The sequence below is a fragment of the Halococcoides cellulosivorans genome, assembly GCF_003058365.1.
In the GTDB taxonomy this organism is placed as follows: domain Archaea; phylum Halobacteriota; class Halobacteria; order Halobacteriales; family Haloarculaceae; genus Halococcoides; species Halococcoides cellulosivorans.
On sequence record NZ_CP028858.1, the window covers coordinates 605,070 to 623,087 of the forward strand.

Here is an 18,018-nt window from a genome sequence, read left to right on the forward strand (position 1 = left end):
GTTATATTTCCTTTCCACCCCACGTGAACCATATGTTTGTTCTGTTTTTGATCAAATATTCGAATACCAATTTCGGACTCGTCACTACCTGCGAGTTCTGCGTTCATTGCCCCTCCACTCAGTTTTCCACTCATGTTATCTAATTGATCTCAGTTCTCAAACTGACTATTGTCCGTACCTTTCGTTGCTGTCGACGGCCCACTGTCGCCGGAGTTGAGCACGTAGTCGCGGCCCTTCTGGTAGGCCGCGCTGAACGAGACCTCCTGAGTCTCGTACCAGGCCTTGGCGGAGACGGCGCGGTCGTGGAACCCCTCTCGGACGGAGTCGGGCATCGCGCGAGCGACGGTCCCGCCGTAGCGGCCGACGGCCTTCTGTCCGGCGTAGCCGACGAACGCGCCGCCTCCAGCGGCCGCAGCGGTGCCGATTGCGCCGGGACCGAGTAGCGTTCCGATGAGCGCGGTCGCACCCGTGCCGGCGAGCGTCTTGACGACTTCCTTGGCCGCACCCTCGGTGAGGGTGCCGCCGGAGCCGTCGTCGGTGAGCCCCCCGATCTCGCGTCGCATGGCGGCGGCGTTCTGATCCTGCGCCTGGAATCGCGCGGCGAGGGCGCGGTCGCCGTCCGCGAGGTTCGTGTACATCGGATCGATGTCGTGGTCCGCGCCGGTGTCGCGGGTCTGGGTGACGCGCTCGACGTCGCGGTCCTCGGTGTCGAACGGCGTGGTGTACTCGCGACGACTGCCATCGTCGGCGGCCCCAGTCGCACCGACCGCAGAGACCGGTTCCGGCGCGTCGGTGATGGAGTCGTCCATGCCGGTGTTGCTGGAGAACGATTGAGTGCCGTCGTCGTCGCTGGCGAGAAAGCCCCCGGTCATGCCACCCATGAACGCGCTATCGCCACTGCCGAGCGTGGAGCTGGCCTTCGAGCCGACCCGCTTGCCCCCGCGAGCGCCCTTCTTGGCCAGCCCGGCGGCCATGCCGGCGGCGGTAATACACCATGGCCAACGCCTCGGCTGGTGGGAGATGCGAGACGCGATCGGTGCCGAGGCGTGAGTCACACTTGTCGAACTGTCGAATGCAACGGTCTAAAATCCAGTTGATCGGGCAGCGGTCACGGGTCGGGAAATTCGATGGTGAAATCGTAGTCGTCAGGAACGTGGATCTCGTCGGGATCGCGTCGAATGCCGTCACCGTGGAAGCCCGAGACCTTGCCCGGCCCGTCGACCAGATAGGCCTCTGGCGGTTGCTCGCCCATGTGGAGATAGGTGTCTCGGACCTGAGCGAGCAGGTGTTGCATGACGAGCACGTGGAAGTGATCCTCGTAGGGATAGTCCTCGACGAACGGAATCGGAATCAACTCACAGGTCACGACATCCGCGTCGAAATCGTCGTACGTTGGGCCGACGAAGCGAGGCTCGGATTCCCCCGCGAGGACGTACTCGACCGAGACGTCTGCGACGCGTCCGATGCGATTGTCGGCGGTGATCGTGAACGGCTGTCTCACGACAATCGAGGCGTCCTGGACGTTCGATCGGTCGTGGTCGATCAGCGGCCAGGGATCGTCCAGCGCCTCGTAAAACGGACGGAATTCGCGGTTGAACGCGCTCATGGAGTAGTTCGAGAGCGCCTCGACGCCGCGTTTGAGGAACTCCGGGTTCCAGAGGTCGGGGAGGATGTCCTCCTCGGGGAACGCTCGCTGGGCCTCGTATCGGGCCCGCGCGGCGACCTGATTCATGATCTGCTGTTGTTCGTCCGTGCGGTCTTCAGGTTTGTTCGGATAATCTGGTGTAGCGTGCTGGTTTATGTCTCCATTCCAATATATTGATATTACGTGCCTGTTGCCTCTCTCATCAAAAACTTCGACACCGCAGTCCTCTTCGTCGTGGCCTAGTATGTTCGATTCCATTCTCATTCGTATTTATCGTGCGAATTGACTGTCTCGTCGATCCCGCCAAGCTTCTCGTCCATCCACCCTTTCCCAGCATGGTAGCCGATCGAGAAGTTCTGCCGCTGTCGATTGAGCCATTGCTTGCCGTCGTCGTAGGCTTTGCCAGTTCCCTCCGCTCCGAAGTAGGCGCCCGCTCCAGCCAGCCCGGTGATGGTAATCGCCATCTCGGGACTGGAGCCCGCCGCCTCGGCACCTCCTCCTGCGAGGACAGGCGTCGCAATTTTCTTGATTCCCTCCGCAACCATCGACTTGTTCGACTCTTTCAACAGCCCCTTCCCGACGCTGTCGTCGCCACCGCTGTCGTCAGTCAGCGACTGAATCTCTTGCTGGAGTGACTCCATCTGCTGCTCTTGGGCGACGAGTTCGCGCTGCTGGGCGACCATCTGACGGTCATTCTGCATGAACTCGTGGGCGACGGCCTCGTCGCCGCCGGCCTTTGCGACGTAGGTGTCCCACTCGTCGACGTTGGGATCGGGCGCGCGGTCGGCCTGGGTGGGACGGCCCGGACGATCCACGCGCTCGAAGCTGTCGGGCGTGTCGCCAGTCGCACCGACCGCAGAGACCGGTTCCGGCGCGTCTGCGATGGAGTCGTCCATGCCGGTGTTGCTGGAGAACGATTGAGTGCCGTCCTCGTCGCTGGCGAGAAAGCCCCCGGCCATGCCACCCATGAACGCGCCATCGCCACTGCCGAGCGTGGAACTGGCCTTCGAGCCGACCCGCTTGCCCCCGCGAGCGCCCTTCTTGGCCAGCCCGGCGGCCATGCCGGCGGCACCCATGCCGGCCGCGGAGAGCGCGCCGAGCATGAGCATGGTGACGATCATGGCGATGGCGAGCATCCCGCCGAAGGGGAAGGTGATCTGCTGGATGGTGGTGACCATCGAGGCGGAACTGGAGTTGAAGGCGGCGTCGGTGGCGACGGGGGCGGCCCCGCCCGCGGCGATCTCGACCCAGTCGCTCCACGGCGGCCTCCGACTGTCGAGGGCGACTCACCGATGGCGACCACAGGCGATCACCTCGATCGGGATCATCGAAACTCTGTCCAGGTGCTGGCCGACCGACGGCGTCGATCTGACGGCCCGATCAGGCGAACTGCTCGTCGTACAGATCCATCGCGTGGGCGATGGCGTCCTCGGCGGCCGCACGATCTTTCCAGCCCTCGACGGTCGTCTCCTTGTCGGCTTCGAGGTTCTTGTAGGTCTCGAAGAACTCCGCGATCTCGTCGCGCTGCTGGTCGGTGAGGTCGTCGAGGTCCTGCACGGCGTCGTAGCGGGGGTCCTCGGTCGGAACGGCGATGACCTTGTCGTCCTGTTCGCCGTCGTCGTCCATGTTCATCAGCGCGACCGGGCGCGCTTCGATCGCACACCCGGGGAACGTCTGGTCCTCGACGAGCACGAGGACGTCCAGTGGGTCACCGTCGTCGTAGTACGTCCGTGGGATAAAGCCGTAGTCGGAGGGGTAGTGGACGTTCGAGTGCAGCACCCGATCCAGAACGACACCGGGCACCGACTTGTCGTACTCGTATTTGTTACGTTCGCCTTTGAGACACTCCACGACCGCCGTGATCGTCTCCGGCGGGTTCGGGCCCGCAGGAACGTCTTCCCAGAGGTTGGACATTGCAAGCGACGTTCCGAGTCGATTCCCTTAGGCCCTTCCGGATCGGATCTGAAACAATCACGACCGGTTCAGTTTCACGCAGATATTTATCAAAAGTTACAATGAAAATCGGTTCAATTACTACTACGGCGATGATTCGAAAGTAATTCGATACACCGGACTGCCGGCCGAGGCGGTTCAGACCCGTCGTCGGACCGGTAACCCAATCGCTTTAACAACTCTTAAATACCGTGATGACATTTCACTAACCATGTCAGAGTCACAAAGCGTGGCCGAGTCGCCAACCGTCGCACGAGAGTTGACCGCGTTCCAGCACAATATCCTGATGATTCTCGCGGACGAGGCCCGCTACGGCCTCGCCATCAAACGCGAACTCGAAGATTACTACGAATCCGAAGTCAACCACGGCCGACTCTACCCGAACCTCGACGACCTCGTCGAGATGGATCTCGTCGAGAAGAGCGAACTCGACAAACGGACCAACCAGTACGCGCTCACCGAAGCGGGCTACGACGCCATCCTCGAACAGCTGTCCTGGGAGTTCTCCCGTCTGCTCTCCGAAGACGGTCGGCGTGGGGACATCGAGGCGCTGCTCGAAGCCGCGAACTAACCCCGCTAGTTTTCGAACGCGTCGTTCGCGAGTTCGTCGGCCCTGTCGTTGAGTTCGCGCGGGACGTGTTCGATGTCGAACTCCTCGAAGTTCTCCAGCAGTTGCCGCACCCGAATCCGGCGTTCGCGCAGGTCAGGGTCGTTCGTGTCGTACGCCCCGGTGACCTGCTTGACGATCAACTCCGAGTCCCCGCGGACGACGACCGCACCGAACCCGTGGTCGGCGGCGACCTCCAGCGCGCGGATCAGGGCCTCGTACTCCGCGACGTTGTTGGTCGCTCGGCCGATGCGCTCGGAGCCCTCCGCAACGATGCCGTCCTCGGCAGCGACGACCACGAACCCGATGGCCGCCGGTCCGGGATTGCCCCGACAGGCACCGTCGAAATAGACGTGGGCGCGCCCGCCGCCGTCGCTCAACAGGCCACGCAGGCGGGCCGAGTCGCCCTGGAGGACGACTTTCTCGTCGTAGGCGACGGCCGTCCCGCCGGCGTGGCGCGCCCGCCAGCGCTCGTGGTCGGTGTTGCCCTCCTCGACGGACACTCCTGCCTCGACGAGTCGGTCCCGCGCCGCACTCGGATCGCACTCGATGACTGGCATACCCGCCAGAGAACTCCCAAGCCCTTGGATCTGTGGATATTCTCGTTCCTGTCCCTTCGCAAAGGACCGAAAGATTTATGCCCAAGAGCTTAAGGGGGCTGGATCTACTACCATAAAAGTGCGATGACACGGTCCACCCGCCAGCGAGAGCGCGCGTCCGAGACCCGAACCCAGGAGGACACCGAGGAAGGCGTCCGTGTCTGTCCAGAGTGTGACTCCGAGAACCTCGCACGGAGTTCGGACCGGGGGGAACTCATCTGCGAGGACTGCGGCCTGGTCGTCGACGACGAGAACATCGACCCGGGTCCAGAGTGGCGCGCGTTCAACCATCAGGAACGACAGGAGAAATCGCGGGTGGGGGCACCGACGACGAAGACGATGCACGACAAGGGGTTGACGACGACGATCGACTGGAAGGACAAAGACGCCTACGGTCGATCGATCTCCTCGAAAAAGCGGTCCCAGATGCACCGCTTGCGGAAGTGGCAGGAACGCATCCGGACCAAAGACGCGGGCGAGCGCAACCTGCAGTTCGCGCTCTCGGAGATCGACCGCATGGCCTCCGCACTGGGCGTGCCGCGCTCGGTGCGGGAGGTCGCGTCGGTGATCTACCGGCGCGCACTCGACGACGACCTCATCCGCGGCCGATCGATCGAGGGCGTCGCGACGAGCGCGTTGTACGCCGCGTGCCGGAAAGAGGGCATTCCCCGTAGCCTCGAAGAGATCGGTGAGGTCTCGCGGGTCGAACGCAAGGAGATCGGGCGCACCTATCGGTATATCTCCCAGGAACTCGGCCTGGAGATGGAGCCCGTCGATCCCAAAAAGTACGTGCCGCGATTCTGTTCGGAACTCGACCTCTCCGAGGAGGTCCAGACGAAAGCCAACGAGATCATCGAGGAGACCGCCAACCAGGGGCTGCTCTCCGGGAAGTCACCCACGGGCTACGCCGCCGCGGCGATCTACGCGGCAAGCCTGCTCTGCAACGAAAAGAAGACCCAGCGCGAGGTCGCTGACGTCGCGCAGGTCACCGAGGTGACGATCCGGAACCGGTATCAAGAGCAGATCGAAGCGATGGGCATCCCCAGTTAGACGGTCTTCCAGTTAGAGAATACCATCTGGGGGATTGAATTACAGTACCCAGATGGCCCCTATCACACTGAATATCAGAGATTGCGATTCGATTTGTCTGGCGATCATTGGAATCGGTTTCGAAATGAATTTCCTTTCAACAGATTGCCGTCAGTTCCATCTCCAAGTTGGTGCAGCCTGATGAGGATCAGACTGAAAAGAATCAAAACACCCCACAATGCCGGCTGAATAATTGGAATGAAAGTTGAGATCGATCGCATTGAGGGAAAGTGCGATGGTCCAAATTTGGCGAGGAACTCGACGGTGTATGGATGCGCGTGTACCAGAACGAACGAAAGTACCACAAGCGACGGTCGGCCGACGTACGTCTCACCCGCCCGCGATTCCGTGACATAAGCAATGATGAAGGCAGGAACGAGCGCGTTTAATTGGAGTGTATTGACACTCGGTGTAACCATGGGTATCAATGTGAATCCAAGAGCCATCGACAACCACTCCACACGCATGTTTCCGTCATCCAGTGTGTTGATCGAATGCCAAATTACAAGAAGTATGAGCGAAATACGCAGTGCGTTTTTCACCACCAGGGGTTGGATATAGTAGAAGGGACGGAAATGCGTCGCTGTCCACATCGAGGGGGCTGAGGCCGCCCCCCAGCCTTTTCCACCGGCAATTGTGGCAACATAATCGAAATGTGGAGTGATACCGAAAACCGCCAAACTCACTCCAGCAATGAAAAGGCCAAATAGAGTAGCACCATAGAGCCTCTCCCGGTCTCGAAGTAAGTGGGCACCGGCCGGAGCCCAATACGGCTTGAATAGCGCCGGTATCGTCGTCAGACAGCCGCTTATTTTGCGGTTATATTTCCATTTGGAATTTAAAATAGCCGCTGCAAAACACAGAGAGGCTGCGAGTAACCCCGAAACTTGACCCAACTTCAGCCAAGTGATCGTCGGGCCGAATCCGAGAATCATCGCGCCTACCAGGAAATAATGAACTATTCCGAGCTCAACGTCAAGAGCACGCAACAGAGAGACGACCCCGACAAATATAGTCAGCAACGACAATATGTCCCAGAGCACACCAGCAACGAACAGCGGGAGCGATGTGAAGGGAACGAACAATAAAACGATTATCGGTGGATATAGCCACCGCATCCCTTCGGGATACTCTGGGTGTGAGGTGATCTGGCCGCGTTCATACTGAGGGAGGTGATCATACAGTGGGTACCCGTGAAGGAACCGGCGTGCTGCATCGTAATAGGCGCTAAAATCATGGAAACGAGGACCTGAGAAAACACCGGCCACATGCAGTACCACATTCAATAAAATATACAGAATACACAATAATATCGCGACAGAAAGGAAAGGATAGCTTCTTATTTTTGACACCCATTGGGTAGAGAATGAGTCCATACTGGCCCGAGAAGGGGGCAAGAAAAAAACACATCGCTCAACACACCACCAGAATCCCCAAGCCACATCCCCTCCATTAGTAACACACAATTTATTTGGATAATATTATTCCATCAGATCGATGGTTGATCACGTCCTCGCGGGCGAGGACGGCGAGCACGTGCGCGACGTCTTCGGGCGGTATACCTACCCGAGCGGCGATCTCCGCCCGTGATCGGGCGCCGTTTGCGATCGCGAGGGCGACCGCCGCGCCGAGTCTGTCGGCTTCGGACTCCTCGGCCAATCGATCCAGCGTGCCCGCGACCCGACCTTCGAGACGGCGCTGGGCCAGCGAGAGGTCTTGCCGGAGCGCGAGCAACTGATCGAGTTCCGTCGCGAGATCGTCTGTGTCGAGATCGACGTCGACGTGATCGCCCTCGCCGGGGGACGGCCCCGATGACTGTGGATACGATCGCTTGACGGTGAACTCGTACGGCGAGAGTGTCACCTCCAGACGGAGCGGGTCGACGATCGAGAAGTACTTTCGTCGAGCACGGCCCTCCGTACTCTCGATGAGGCCCGCAGCTTCGAGTTTGCGCAGGTGACCGATCACGGCTTTCGGGCTCAACCCAAGCAGATCACCGATCTCGGTGACGTAGCGTGGCTTCCGGGCGAGGACGGCGAGGATGCGCCGACGGTTCTCGTTCCCGAGCAGATCCAGGAGATCGGCGGCATCCATTTACCTGACGTTAGGGTCGAAGATTGATAAAGAGCGTGCCGATTCTCGACGGGCCCGCCGAGGGCGACGACGACCGTGACCCCGAACGCGATCCTTTCGTCCGCTCTGCGTCGTATCGAAGCGGTGATGGACCCGAAAGAAGGTCGTTATCAAAAATAAAGGCACGAGGGCGGAGGGATTTCCCCGCGTTCGGCAAACCCGGGAGTCATTAAGGTGACCCTTCCCCTACGCTGTGTTGTCGTCTCACACCGGAGGGGTGTGGGACCAACCGATTTCCACTGGGGTGGAGTCGGGAGGGGACGACGCGGGGCCAGTTGGGGAACTGGTCACCGCCGCACCGGGCTGACACACGCCGGGGATGGCACTCACACGCGTTCCGCGCTGTTCTGTGGATGGTTTCGACACGAAAATCGACCCGTCAGCGTCAGAGCAAGAGGACGACCGCCGCGACGAGGATCGCCACCGAGAGGCCAGCGAGTCGAGTCGCGTGTCCGCCACGGTGGACGGCGAGAACGCCCGCGACCACGGCTTCGTACGCCCCTGGCGTCGCCTCGACGAATCGATCGATACCGTAGCCCGCGTCGAGCACGGTACGGACCGGGCCGGGCACGACAGCGCCGACCGTCTCGCGAGCGATCCAGCCGCCGAGGCCCGCACCCAGAATCCCGACCGTCAGGACCGCCGTGCGTGGCGTGAGGACGTGTTCGAGGAGGCCACCCAGTCCGTGGATCTCCGTGTGGACGCCCGGCGTGGCGAGGGCCAGTCCCGCCGCGAGGTCCGGGACGACGAGCCAGGAGGTGAGCGTTCCGATCGCGAGCACGCCCAACGCGACCGCCATCTCCAGCGGGACGGTCTCGCCGTCGCGCAGGCGTCGCGCGGCGGCGGCCAGGCCCCCGAGTCCGTCCCGCGTGAACACCAGCGCGTAGATCCGAACGCCGTAGCCGACGGTGAGGACGGCCGTGACGATCAGGACCGCGGCGGTCGCGCGTTCGATCGGCCCGCCCGCGAGCCCCACGCCGAAGATCAGTTCTTTCGACCAGAACCCGTTGAACGGCGGAACGCCCGCGAGGCCGGCGATCCCGACGAGGAAGGCCAGATTCGTCACGGGCATCGCGTCGAGCGCGCCGACGCCACGGGCCTCGCGCATGTCGACGTGTTTGTGGACCGACCCACCGAGTCGGAAGATCACCGCACCGGCACCAAGGAACAAGAGCGCCTTGAACACCGAGTGGCTGGCGAGGTGGGCCGCCGCGGGGACGAGTCCACCCGAGAGGCCGACCGCGGCGGTGACGTAGCCCAACTGGCTGATCGTACAGTACGCGAGCGCGCGCTTGAAGTCCCACTCGACGGTCGCGAGCAGTGCCGCCGCGAGCGCCGTCGCCGCGCCGACGCCCATCAGGAGTGGGCGATACCAGCCGACGCCCTCGAAGATCGGGATCGTCCGGGCGAGCAGGTAGACCCCGGCGTTGACCATACACGCCGCGTGGATGAGCGCCGTGCTCGTCGTCGGCGCTTCCATCGCGTCGGGCAGCCAGACAAAGAGAGGGAGTTGGGCGGACTTGCCGACCGCCGCGAGGACGAACAGTGCGCCCGCGAGCGCGAGCGTGCCCTCGGGGATCGCGCCCTCGCTGGCGAGCGTGATCGTCTCCGCGATCGAAAAGGTTCCGGTGTCGGCAACGAGGACGGCGATCCCCGCGAGCAGGCCGATGTCACCGAAGCGCGTGACGACGAACGCCTTCAGCCCGGCACGACGGCTCGTGGGCGACTCCAGCCAGAACGCGATGAGCGCGAGCGAACAGAGCCCCAGCACCTCCCAGAACACGTAGAGCGCGACGAATCCGTCGACGAGCGCGAACGCGATCATCCCGCCGACGAAGAGGAGCGTGAGCGCGTAGTACCGGTCGAGATTCGACTCGCGCTCCATGAAGCGCGTCGAAAAGAGCACGACGAGCGCGCCGACGACGCCCGCGACCGCTGCGAGGACCGTCCCCAGCGGGTCGAGCACGAGATCGATCGAGACCGCGGCCGACCCGGGCAAGGTGAGCCACGCGATCGCGAATCGGGGGGCCGATCCGGTGAGCCCCTCACCGAGGACGACGAGCGAGAGCGCCGCAGTGAGCGTCGCAACCGCGACCGCAGCGCCCCGACGGGCCGCCGGACCGCCTCGTCCCGCGATCACGACCAGCGGAACGCCGAGCAGCGGAACGGCGATCGCGCCCGCCGCGGCAGTCGCCAGCGGGCCCAGACCGGCGACGCCGCCGACCAGGCCGACCGCCGCGAGCAGGGCTGCGACGACGAGCGTGCCGGTGAGCACCGATCGATCGCTCACCACGGCGATCCCTCCAGGTCGATCGATCCGGTCTGGCGATGCACGGCGATCGCGACCGCCATGAGCACGGCCACGACGACGGCGTCGGCCACAATGAGGAGGATCAACAGTTCGCCGACCGGCCCGCCAGCGGCCAGGAAGGCCACCAGCGCGGCTTTCGAGACGACCTCGACGGCGATGACCGCGTCGAGGAGGTCACGCGCGAGCGTCACGCCCGCGATGCCGGCGACGAGCAACGCGATCCCGACGGCGAGGATCACGCCGACTCACCTCCCGGCCCGGAGAGACGGACGACGCCGAGGACGCCGACCAACACGAGCACGGCGACGAGGACGACATCCAGCGGGTGGGCCGCCCAGAACGAGGCCGCAGCGGTCGCCGGTTGGGGCTCGACATCGAGTCCGCGACTCAACGCACCGACGCCGGCGATCGCGGCGACGACGCCCACGACCGCGATCACGGCGCGTGTTCCACGCGGATAGTGTCGTCCGCCGGTGAGATCGACGACGAAGAGGAAGAGCACAGAGATCAACCCGGCGGCGACGGTCGCCTCGAACACCGCCGCGATCGGGTAGCCAGCGAGGAAGATCGCGACCGCGAGCGCGACGCTCGCGCCCGCCAGCGCGAGGATCGACCCGATCGGGCGTGGCCATGCGATCGCGACGATCGCGCCGACGAGCACCGCCGCGAGTGCGGTGAGCATCGGGTCGATCACGGCACCACCTCCCCGACGGGGGCGATCGCGTCCGCGCCCGCCGACGCGGCGTCCAGTCCGACCATCGGCGCGATCCCCACGACGACGATCGCGAGGAGTGCGATCGCCAGACTCGCGGTCAGCGCCCGGGAGGGTCGGCCCAGATCGCGATCGCCCGGACTGGCGTACAGCGAGCGGACGATCGGGAGGTAATAGCCCAGCGACAGGAAGGAGTTCGCGACGACCGCGATCCCGACCGCGACGCCGAGCGCACCGAGGTTCGCGCTCCCGACGACGATCAGGAGTTTGCCCCAGAATCCGACCAGCGGGGGCACGCCCGCGAGCGCGAGGACGGCGACCGCGAGGGTCGCGCCCGCGAGTGGGAGGCGATGGCCCAGGCCGGCGATCTCGTCGTGGGTGGCGTCCGCACCCGCACCGATTGCGCCGAGCAGCGCGGCGATCGCGACGAACGCTCCGGCTTTCATGATCGCGTTCGCGACGACGTGAAACAGGGCGCCCTGCGCGGCGAGCGACCCGCCGCCGGCCGCGAAGGCCGCACCGAGACCGACGAGGATGTAGCCGACGTGCGGGATCGACGAGCATGCGATCACGCGCCGCACCGTCGACTGGCCGTACGCCAGGAGGTTGCCGACGGTCATCGATCCGACGCCGGCGACGACGAGGAGCGTCCCGACGGGCAGGTCCGCAGGCGCAAGGCGGAGACACCGCGCCATCGCGACGATCGCGGCGGGCGTCGCGAGTGCGGCGAGCAGCACCGTCGCGGCATAGGGCGCCTCGGCGTAGGCGTCGGGCACCCAGGCGTGCAGCGGGACGACCGCGCCCTTGACGCCGAACCCGACGACGATCGCCGCCGCGGCCAGCCCCCAGACGGGCGCGGCCGGGCCGGCCGACGGCTCGACCAGCGAGAGACCGCCCTCGGTCGTCGCGAGCAGGGCGATCCCGAAGATCGCGACCGCCGACCCGACGGCGTTCAAGACGACGTACTGGCGGCCCGCGACGACCGCGCTCGACCGATCGATCGCAAAGGGGACGAGTGCGTAGGTCGCGACCGCGAGCAGTTCGAAGCCCAGGTAGAGGGTGAAGGCGTCGGGTGCATAGCCGATCGTGACGACACCGGCGACGACCGCGAGCGCGAGCGGGCGGCCCGCACCCGTCGGATCGTCGAGCGAGTCTCCGAGTCCGATCAGTGCGACCAACGCGACCGCCGGCGCGAGCACGCCCAACAGCGTCCCCAGCCCCGAGACGAGGATCGTCGGTGACGCACCGAACGCCGAATAGACGCCGCCCGAGCCCCGGGCGAGTGCCAGTGAGGCCGCCAGTGCGACGATCAGCGAGACGGCGGCGACCCCGTCGGCCGCACGTCGGTCGTCCAGATACGTATCCAGAAGATATGTCGCGACGATGCCGGCCAGTAGAGCGACGATCGGCACGACCGGCAGGTGGCCGTCGATCACCGATCGCACCCCCTCACGACGTACATACCACAGGTGTGCCAGCGTCTCGGCCTTGAATCCATCTGTTCGGCGCTGTGTTCGTGATCAACGACGATGATGGACGAGTCCGAACCCCCAAATCGGTGGGCCCCGATCGGCGGGTGTGAGCGACATCGTCCCGTCGGCCCGCCCGCTCGTCGTCCTCGGTGTCGGTTCCGGGCAGGGCGACGACCGCGCGGGGGTCGCACTCGTCGACCGCCTGGAGGCGATGGACCCGCCCGACGTGACCGCGATCGCGGGCGGGGTCGCCCCGGAGAACTACACAGGCCCGATCCGGGAGGCCGATCCACGCGCGATCCTCGTCGTCGACGCCGTCGAATCGGGGGCCGATCCGGGCGCGATCGGGGCGTTCGGGATCGACGACCTCCGGATGGGGTCGATCTCCACCCACAGCGCGCCCCCGACGATGCTCGTCGACTTCCTGGAAGGGACGACCGACGCGACGGTGTCACTCGTCGGGATTCAGCCCGCGACCCTCGACGGCGCGACGCTCTCGGTGCCGGTCGCCCGCGCGGTCGAAGCCCTCGCCACGACGATCGCGTCACCGCGGGAAGGTGTGTGACTCGCGCAGCGTGTCACTGTCGCTATCCGCGAGATCGTACTCGTCGGTCGATTCGAGCGCGTTCGTCGGGCAGGATTCGACACACTGCCCACAGAACATACACCGCGCAGTGTCGTACGCCCAGGTCACCTCGTCGGCGTCGCCGTCGACGACGATGGCGTCGGCCGCACAGTGGCGTTCACACATGCCACAGCCGGTACACGGCGTCGCCTCGAAGGCGATCTTCCCGCGGAATCGATCGGGGAGTTCGCGGGACTCGTTGGGGTAGTCGATCGTCGCGCTGTCCATCCGGAGGGTTCGGAGTGCTTCGGTCAGGAATGTTCCAACGCTCATGGGATCACCTCGACGGTTCCGAGTGCGATGACGATCACGATCTGTGCGATCGCGAGGCCGAGCAGCCAGGTCAGATGCACCCGGACCATCTGCTCGATGCGGAGTCGGGCGACGACCGCCGCGAGCACCGACAGCGTCGCGACGACCGCCAGGGTCTTGACGACGAACACCCCGAGGCCGGCCGCGATCGCCGCCGGGCCACCGAGGACGGTCGCGGGGAAGGGCCCGCCGAGAAACAGCGCGGCGATCAGCGCCGCGCCGACGACGAACTCGACGTCTTTCGTGAGTTCGAGGGCGGCGAGTTTCCGGCCCGAATACTCGACGGTCGCGCCACCCGCGAGTTCGGTCTTCGCTTTCGGGATGTCGAACGGGAGGCGTTCGAGTTTGGCCTGCAAGCCCGCGAGCGCGACGATCAGGCCCGGGACGAAGACGACGATCGTGAGCGGATGCGCGGCGACGTACTGGGTCACCGCGCTGATCGACCAGCTTTCGGCGGCGATCGCCGGCGCGAGACACGCGAGGAAGAAGGGCACCTCGTAGCCGAACAGTTGAGTCAGCGTGCGGTGGGTGCCGATCCGCGAGAAGGCGTTGCCCGAGTGCCAACCGCCAAAGACGAGCGCGACCGACGGGACCGCCAGGAGCGCGAGCACGACGACCAGATCGCCCTCGAACGCGGCGGCCGCACTGGTCGCGTAGGTCGGGACATAGAGGATCGCGGTGAGCACGGCGGCGAGTGCGACCAGCGGCGCGACCCGGAACACCGCACTCGTCGCGTCCTCGGGGACGATCGACTCGTTCGAGAACAGCTTGACGTAGTCCGCGATCGGCTGGGTCGGGCCCGGTCCGACGCGGTTCTGGAGCCGCGCGGTCAGCTTCCGGTCGAAAAACTCCGCGAACAGGCCGTAGCCCACGGCGAACGCCAGTCCCGGGAAGACCAGCAGTGCAAACGCGCCCTCGGCGATCGTGGTGGTCGTCATGGCGCCTCCTGGTCGTAGTACTCGAAGGCGTACGCCCGGAGGTCGTCCAGCGTGTGGTCGTCGCCACCCGCGACGTCGACGCCGATCCGGGACGTACAGCTGATACACGGGTCGATCCCCGCGACGACGATCGGCGTGTCCGCGAGGTTCGCCCCGCGCAGGCTCTCGACGACGGTCGGCCAGTTCGCCAGCGTCGGCACGCGGACGTGAACCCGGGCGGGTTCGTCCGACCCGTCGCTCGCGACGTAGTGGAACAGTTCGCCACGCGGCGCTTCGTACCGACTGGTGACGGTGCCCTCACCGAGGCCGGCGAGGCGGGCCTGGAGTGGCGTCTCGGGGGCGATCGGGCCCTCGGGGATCCGATCGAGGACCTGCTCGATGAGATCCAGACTCTGCTGGATCTCGCGAATGCGCACGACCGTGCGCGCGAGGAGGTCGCCGCCGTCCTCGGTGACGACCTCGAAATCCAACTCGTCGTAGGCGGCGTAGGGGTCGTCCCGGCGCACGTCGGTGTCGACGCCCGACGCCCGTGCGGTCGGCCCGGCGGCACAGAGTTCTTTCGTGCGTTCTTTCGAGACGTGCCCGACGCCAGCGAGGCGCATCCGGACGGTCTCCTCTTCGGGAACGGTCCGCGCGTAGAAGTCCATCCGCTTGCGGAGGTCGTCGATCCCGTCGCGGAGTTCCGCGCGGTGGTCGTCGGTGAGGTCTTCGCGAACGCCGCCGGGCGTGTTGATCGCGTAGTGGACGCGATTGCCCGTCAGCGATTCGAGCAGGTCGAGGACGATCTCGCGGTCACGCCAGGCGTACTGCCAGAGCGTCTCGAAGCCGATCTCGTGGCCCGCGACGCCCAGCCAGAGCATGTGGCTGTGAATGCGTTCGAGTTCGCCCACCAGCGATCGCAGGTAGCGCGCTCGCGGCGGCACGTCGAGGTCCGCCAACTCCTCGATCGCGCCGACGAAGGCCGTGGTGTGGCTGTGTGAACAGATGCCACAGATGCGTTCGAGCAGGTAGATGTTCTCGATGTAGCTTTTCGACAGCGCGGCCTGTTCGATCCCCCGGTGGTTGTGCGACAGCGAGAGGTGCGCGTCGACGATCTCCTCGCCGTCGACGGTCAACTCGAAGCTCGCAGGCTCTTTGAGCGCGGGATGCTGAGGGCCGACCGGCAGGGTGGTCTCCTCGGTCATCGCGATTCCTCCCGGAGCGGCGGGCCGCCGTCGTAGTCGTCGGCCAGCAGGAGTGGCTCGGGGTTGGGGTGGCCCTCGACCCGGACGCCGACCATGTCCATCAGTTCGCGCTCGTAGAGGGCGGCGCCGGGCACAAGATCGGTGATCGTCGGGATCGACCCGTCGTATGCGACCGTGGCTTCGAGCGTGACCAGACGGTCCGCGCCGGGCCCGCGCGCGAGGAAGTGATAGTACACCCCGATGGCCTCGCCCTCGTCGACGCCGGTGATCGCCGTCAGGTGCTCGACGCCCGCCGCCTGGAGGGCCTCGACGACGCGCTCGATCCGGTCGGCGTCGACGGCGACGCGCAGGCGGTCCTCCTCGACGACGCGACCGATCGCGTCGCCGGCCTCCTCGCGGAGTTCAGTCTCCAGCGACGACATTGCTCCCCTCCGGATCGTCCGCGAACAGTTCGGTCGCGCGGGCGTCGATCTCGGCGGCCTGGCCCTCTCGTCCGCCCGCTTCGAGCGCGGTGACGATGCCGTCGATCAGCGCCTCGGGGCTGATCGGACAGCCCGGGACGTACGCGTCGACGGGGACGACCTCGTCGACGCCGCCGGCGCAGTTATAACAGTCCCGGAAGACGCCGCCCGAGGAGGCACACGACCCCGCGGCGACGACGAGTTTCGGCTCGGGCATCTGTGCGTACACCCGCTCCAGGCGGGGGCGCATCTGTTCGGTCACGGGCCCCGTCGCCACGAGCACGTCGGCGTGGCGCGGCGAGCCCTGTTGTTTGATCCCCAGTCGTTCGACGTCGTACCGGGGCATCAGTGCGTCCAGCGTCTCGATATCACAGCCGTTGCAACTCCCGCAGTTCAGATGCAGGATCCACGGCGATTCCCGTCGTGCCCAGTCGATGAGTCCCATGGTTAGTGTGGTGTCGTCGATCGTACGGTTCGGCCCAGCGCCGCCATCGCGATGCCCAGGATGGCCGCGACCGGCAGGCCGACGATCAGGCCCGCCAGATCGAGCGGCGCAGTCGCGAGCAACAGGACGGCGACGTGGACGATCGTAAAGCCGATGCCGAGATGGTACAGCCGGTATCGCGGCGCACTCGCTTCGGGCGGGGCCTCACCGCTGGCGTAGGCCTCGCGGTGGAGGCCAGTGCCCCCGCGATCGTCGGCTATCACCTTTCCCACATAATTTATAATGCCACTAATCGCGAGGAAGACGGCGAATGCGACCGGTGGAGCGAGTAGAGCGGACCCCGACATATCCTACCGGTGGTAGGTACCCACCCATCCTAAAGCTTGCCTCGATTATCAGGGTGTTGTGACGGTCGAAGGCAGCGATCGGGCGGCGACGAGTGGTCGGTCCGGTCCGGAATGTGCCCGCCCAGTCGATCGAAGGCGAGAAGGCGGGTCGTCGGGCCAGACTCAGTCACAGGCGCGCCCGAACAGTGACGTAGCGGCCGTCGGTTTCGATCGTGAGGTCCGACGGCGAGTGCCACGTCCTCGGGACGGCCCGTTGTTCGTTGATGAACATCTCGATCGTTCCGCGATGGGGAGGGTCGGTGTCCTCGAACCGCAAGACTGCGTGTCCATCCCGATCCTGCTCTGGCTGGATCGCGGTCGCGACCGCCTCTACCCCGGGAAACCCATCTTCGACGTCCTGGAGCGCACCATTTGGTCCCGTGGCAACGCGAGCGTACATCCTGGGCCCGTCGACACGTCCGACGACGTCGGCCAGTCGATCCGAGGTGGCGCGGTACCGTGGCCCGTTGCCAGTTCCCGCGTCGATGATGCCCTCGACGATGGCGCGGTTCTGCTCGCGGTCGCGAGTGGCCGCCGCCACGACGCGACGGTCGGCAAGTGCAAAGACACCCGGCGTCTCCGCGCTCTCGACGCCGAAGAGGAGCGTATGGCCCCGATACTCCTCGGTGTCGAACTCGACTTCCTCGCGCCAGGCGTCCAGAATCGTCGTCCGATCGTACGCGCCCTGGAGTATGGTAAAGGTCCGTTTGTCCCCCGGACCGGGCGTCCGTGCGCTCACGACCCACTCGGTGTCGGCGGCGTCCGCCCACTGTTCGTGAGTATACATGGCCGACTCCACGACGTCGTTTCGGTCGGCCGCTCGAAGCGCCGGGATGTCGTACCAGTGGACGGGATAGGCCCCCGCGTCTGGAAAGGCGACGTCTCCCGCTGGCATCCAGTCCATCGGATCCGCCGATCCGATCGCTGTCGTCGTCTCGGTCGCCGGGCCGGCCCCGCCCTCGCTCGTTCCGTTCGTTGCGTTCGTGGCGGTCGTGCCTGGAGAGGCGCCCTCGGAGTCGACGAGCGACAGACAGCCGCTCACCCCGCCAGTCACCAGCGTCGCCAGCGTTCCACCGGCCGCTTCGAGTACGTGTCGTCGATCGGAAGTCACGGTCGGTCCCTGACAGGCGAACGTCGTGAACGTGT

General features: G+C 65.3%; 21 protein-coding genes. 3 read left to right on the forward strand and 18 right to left on the reverse strand.

Annotated elements, in window-relative coordinates:
• Window positions 1–149 precede the first annotated feature (149 nt).
• The 4 genes from HARCEL1_RS02860 to HARCEL1_RS02875 all read right to left on the reverse strand — a co-directional run bounded on the left by HARCEL1_RS02860 (window position 150) and on the right by HARCEL1_RS02875 (window position 3,559).
• The gene (locus tag HARCEL1_RS02860; RefSeq protein ID WP_108381097.1) at window positions 150–974 is read right to left on the reverse strand and encodes a hypothetical protein; all 825 of its coding nucleotides are present in this window, start codon (window positions 972–974) and stop codon (window positions 150–152) included.
• A 134-nt stretch (window positions 975–1,108) separates the two neighbouring features.
• A complete protein-coding gene (locus tag HARCEL1_RS02865) occupies window positions 1,109–1,732 on the reverse strand; it encodes a hypothetical protein (RefSeq protein ID WP_233357388.1) in 624 nt (207 codons plus the stop codon).
• Window positions 1,733–1,905: 173 nt separating this feature from the next.
• Window positions 1,906–2,823, reverse strand: a complete 918-nt coding sequence (locus HARCEL1_RS02870; protein ID WP_108381098.1) for an FtsB/FtsL family cell division protein — start codon at window positions 2,821–2,823, stop codon at window positions 1,906–1,908.
• 202 nt (window positions 2,824–3,025) lie between these two features.
• On the reverse strand, window positions 3,026–3,559 hold the full coding sequence (locus HARCEL1_RS02875; protein ID WP_108381099.1) for an inorganic diphosphatase: 534 nt from the start codon (window positions 3,557–3,559) through the stop codon (window positions 3,026–3,028).
• Window positions 3,560–3,809: 250 nt separating this feature from the next.
• Here HARCEL1_RS02875 and HARCEL1_RS02880 point away from each other — a divergent pair, with 250 nt between their 5' ends.
• The gene (locus tag HARCEL1_RS02880; RefSeq protein ID WP_108381100.1) at window positions 3,810–4,169 is read left to right on the forward strand and encodes a PadR family transcriptional regulator; all 360 of its coding nucleotides are present in this window, start codon (window positions 3,810–3,812) and stop codon (window positions 4,167–4,169) included.
• A 5-nt stretch (window positions 4,170–4,174) separates the two neighbouring features.
• Here the strand turns inward: HARCEL1_RS02880 and rnhA are convergent, their stop codons facing one another.
• A complete protein-coding gene (gene rnhA, locus HARCEL1_RS02885) occupies window positions 4,175–4,765 on the reverse strand; it encodes a ribonuclease HI (protein WP_108381101.1) in 591 nt (196 codons plus the stop codon).
• Window positions 4,766–4,888: 123 nt separating this feature from the next.
• Between rnhA and HARCEL1_RS02890 the strand changes: the two genes are divergently transcribed.
• Window positions 4,889–5,854 carry a transcription initiation factor IIB gene (locus HARCEL1_RS02890; protein WP_108381102.1) on the forward strand — a complete coding sequence of 322 codons (966 nt, stop codon included), beginning with the start codon at window positions 4,889–4,891 and terminating at the stop codon, window positions 5,852–5,854.
• Window positions 5,855–5,958: 104 nt separating this feature from the next.
• Here the strand turns inward: HARCEL1_RS02890 and HARCEL1_RS02895 are convergent, their stop codons facing one another.
• The 6 genes from HARCEL1_RS02895 to HARCEL1_RS02920 all read right to left on the reverse strand — a co-directional run bounded on the left by HARCEL1_RS02895 (window position 5,959) and on the right by HARCEL1_RS02920 (window position 12,485).
• Window positions 5,959–7,269: a glycosyltransferase family 87 protein gene (locus HARCEL1_RS02895; RefSeq protein WP_108381103.1), complete on the reverse strand. Its 1,311-nt coding sequence runs from the start codon at window positions 7,267–7,269 to the stop codon at window positions 5,959–5,961.
• A 91-nt stretch (window positions 7,270–7,360) separates the two neighbouring features.
• A complete protein-coding gene (locus HARCEL1_RS02900; protein ID WP_108381104.1) occupies window positions 7,361–7,987 on the reverse strand; it encodes a helix-turn-helix domain-containing protein in 627 nt (208 codons plus the stop codon).
• Window positions 7,988–8,411: 424 nt separating this feature from the next.
• Window positions 8,412–10,316 carry an NADH-quinone oxidoreductase subunit 5 family protein gene (locus HARCEL1_RS02905; RefSeq protein WP_159076993.1) on the reverse strand — a complete coding sequence of 635 codons (1,905 nt, stop codon included), beginning with the start codon at window positions 10,314–10,316 and terminating at the stop codon, window positions 8,412–8,414.
• Window positions 10,313–10,576 (reverse strand): NADH-quinone oxidoreductase subunit K, encoded by a 264-nt coding sequence (locus HARCEL1_RS02910; protein ID WP_108381106.1) that lies wholly within the window; start codon window positions 10,574–10,576, stop codon window positions 10,313–10,315. The genes HARCEL1_RS02905 and HARCEL1_RS02910 overlap by 4 nt, the downstream gene beginning before the upstream one ends.
• Complete coding sequence (locus HARCEL1_RS02915; protein ID WP_108381107.1) at window positions 10,573–11,031, reverse strand: NADH-quinone oxidoreductase subunit J; 459 nt, start codon at window positions 11,029–11,031, stop codon at window positions 10,573–10,575. The genes HARCEL1_RS02910 and HARCEL1_RS02915 overlap by 4 nt, the downstream gene beginning before the upstream one ends.
• Window positions 11,028–12,485, reverse strand: a complete 1,458-nt coding sequence (locus tag HARCEL1_RS02920) for an NADH-quinone oxidoreductase subunit N (RefSeq protein ID WP_108384057.1) — start codon at window positions 12,483–12,485, stop codon at window positions 11,028–11,030. The genes HARCEL1_RS02915 and HARCEL1_RS02920 overlap by 4 nt, the downstream gene beginning before the upstream one ends.
• A 142-nt stretch (window positions 12,486–12,627) precedes the next feature.
• Here HARCEL1_RS02920 and HARCEL1_RS02925 point away from each other — a divergent pair, with 142 nt between their 5' ends.
• Window positions 12,628–13,086 (forward strand): hydrogenase maturation protease, encoded by a 459-nt coding sequence (locus HARCEL1_RS02925; RefSeq protein WP_159076994.1) that lies wholly within the window; start codon window positions 12,628–12,630, stop codon window positions 13,084–13,086.
• Here the strand turns inward: HARCEL1_RS02925 and HARCEL1_RS02930 are convergent.
• The 7 genes from HARCEL1_RS02930 to HARCEL1_RS02960 form a co-directional block, all read right to left on the reverse strand.
• Complete coding sequence (locus tag HARCEL1_RS02930) at window positions 13,066–13,419, reverse strand: 4Fe-4S binding protein (RefSeq protein ID WP_108381109.1); 354 nt, start codon at window positions 13,417–13,419, stop codon at window positions 13,066–13,068. The two genes, HARCEL1_RS02925 and HARCEL1_RS02930, sit on opposite strands and share 21 nt — an antisense overlap.
• Complete coding sequence (locus HARCEL1_RS02935) at window positions 13,416–14,396, reverse strand: complex I subunit 1 family protein (protein WP_108381110.1); 981 nt, start codon at window positions 14,394–14,396, stop codon at window positions 13,416–13,418. Before HARCEL1_RS02935 ends, HARCEL1_RS02930 begins: the two co-directional genes overlap by 4 nt.
• Complete coding sequence (locus HARCEL1_RS02940) at window positions 14,393–15,580, reverse strand: hydrogenase large subunit (RefSeq protein ID WP_108381111.1); 1,188 nt, start codon at window positions 15,578–15,580, stop codon at window positions 14,393–14,395. Before HARCEL1_RS02940 ends, HARCEL1_RS02935 begins: the two co-directional genes overlap by 4 nt.
• A complete protein-coding gene (locus HARCEL1_RS02945; protein ID WP_108381112.1) occupies window positions 15,577–16,002 on the reverse strand; it encodes an NADH-quinone oxidoreductase subunit C in 426 nt (141 codons plus the stop codon). Before HARCEL1_RS02945 ends, HARCEL1_RS02940 begins: the two co-directional genes overlap by 4 nt.
• Window positions 15,983–16,486, reverse strand: coding sequence for an NADH-quinone oxidoreductase subunit B family protein (locus HARCEL1_RS02950; protein WP_108381113.1), 504 nt, complete (start codon window positions 16,484–16,486; stop codon window positions 15,983–15,985). The genes HARCEL1_RS02945 and HARCEL1_RS02950 overlap by 20 nt, the downstream gene beginning before the upstream one ends.
• A 2-nt stretch (window positions 16,487–16,488) precedes the next feature.
• Entirely contained in the window at window positions 16,489–16,749 is a 261-nt protein-coding gene (locus tag HARCEL1_RS02955; protein WP_233357389.1) for a hypothetical protein, read from the reverse strand.
• Window positions 16,750–16,999: 250 nt separating this feature from the next.
• Window positions 17,000–17,983 carry a hypothetical protein gene (locus HARCEL1_RS02960; protein ID WP_159076995.1) on the reverse strand — a complete coding sequence of 328 codons (984 nt, stop codon included), beginning with the start codon at window positions 17,981–17,983 and terminating at the stop codon, window positions 17,000–17,002.
• Between the last annotated feature and the right edge of the window lie 35 nt (window positions 17,984–18,018).

Excerpts from the sequence above, each read along its gene's own strand:
- HARCEL1_RS02860 (WP_108381097.1), bottom strand. The coding sequence starts at position 974 with ATGGCCGCCGGGCTGGCCAAGAAGGGCGCTCGCGGGGGCAAGCGGGTC.
- HARCEL1_RS02865 (WP_233357388.1), bottom strand. The coding sequence starts at position 1,732 with ATGAATCAGGTCGCCGCGCGGGCCCGATACGAGGCCCAGCGAGCGTTC.
- HARCEL1_RS02870 (WP_108381098.1), bottom strand. The coding sequence starts at position 2,823 with ATGGTCACCACCATCCAGCAGATCACCTTCCCCTTCGGCGGGATGCTC.
- HARCEL1_RS02875 (WP_108381099.1), bottom strand. The coding sequence starts at position 3,559 with ATGTCCAACCTCTGGGAAGACGTTCCTGCGGGCCCGAACCCGCCGGAG.
- HARCEL1_RS02880 (WP_108381100.1), top strand. The coding sequence starts at position 3,810 with ATGTCAGAGTCACAAAGCGTGGCCGAGTCGCCAACCGTCGCACGAGAG.
- rnhA (WP_108381101.1), bottom strand. The coding sequence starts at position 4,765 with ATGCCAGTCATCGAGTGCGATCCGAGTGCGGCGCGGGACCGACTCGTC.
- HARCEL1_RS02890 (WP_108381102.1), top strand. The coding sequence starts at position 4,889 with ATGACACGGTCCACCCGCCAGCGAGAGCGCGCGTCCGAGACCCGAACC.
- HARCEL1_RS02895 (WP_108381103.1), bottom strand. The coding sequence starts at position 7,269 with ATGGACTCATTCTCTACCCAATGGGTGTCAAAAATAAGAAGCTATCCT.
- HARCEL1_RS02900 (WP_108381104.1), bottom strand. The coding sequence starts at position 7,987 with ATGGATGCCGCCGATCTCCTGGATCTGCTCGGGAACGAGAACCGTCGG.
- HARCEL1_RS02930 (WP_108381109.1), bottom strand. The coding sequence starts at position 13,419 with ATGAGCGTTGGAACATTCCTGACCGAAGCACTCCGAACCCTCCGGATG.
- HARCEL1_RS02935 (WP_108381110.1), bottom strand. The coding sequence starts at position 14,396 with ATGACGACCACCACGATCGCCGAGGGCGCGTTTGCACTGCTGGTCTTC.
- HARCEL1_RS02940 (WP_108381111.1), bottom strand. The coding sequence starts at position 15,580 with ATGACCGAGGAGACCACCCTGCCGGTCGGCCCTCAGCATCCCGCGCTC.
- HARCEL1_RS02945 (WP_108381112.1), bottom strand. The coding sequence starts at position 16,002 with ATGTCGTCGCTGGAGACTGAACTCCGCGAGGAGGCCGGCGACGCGATC.
- HARCEL1_RS02950 (WP_108381113.1), bottom strand. The coding sequence starts at position 16,486 with ATGGGACTCATCGACTGGGCACGACGGGAATCGCCGTGGATCCTGCAT.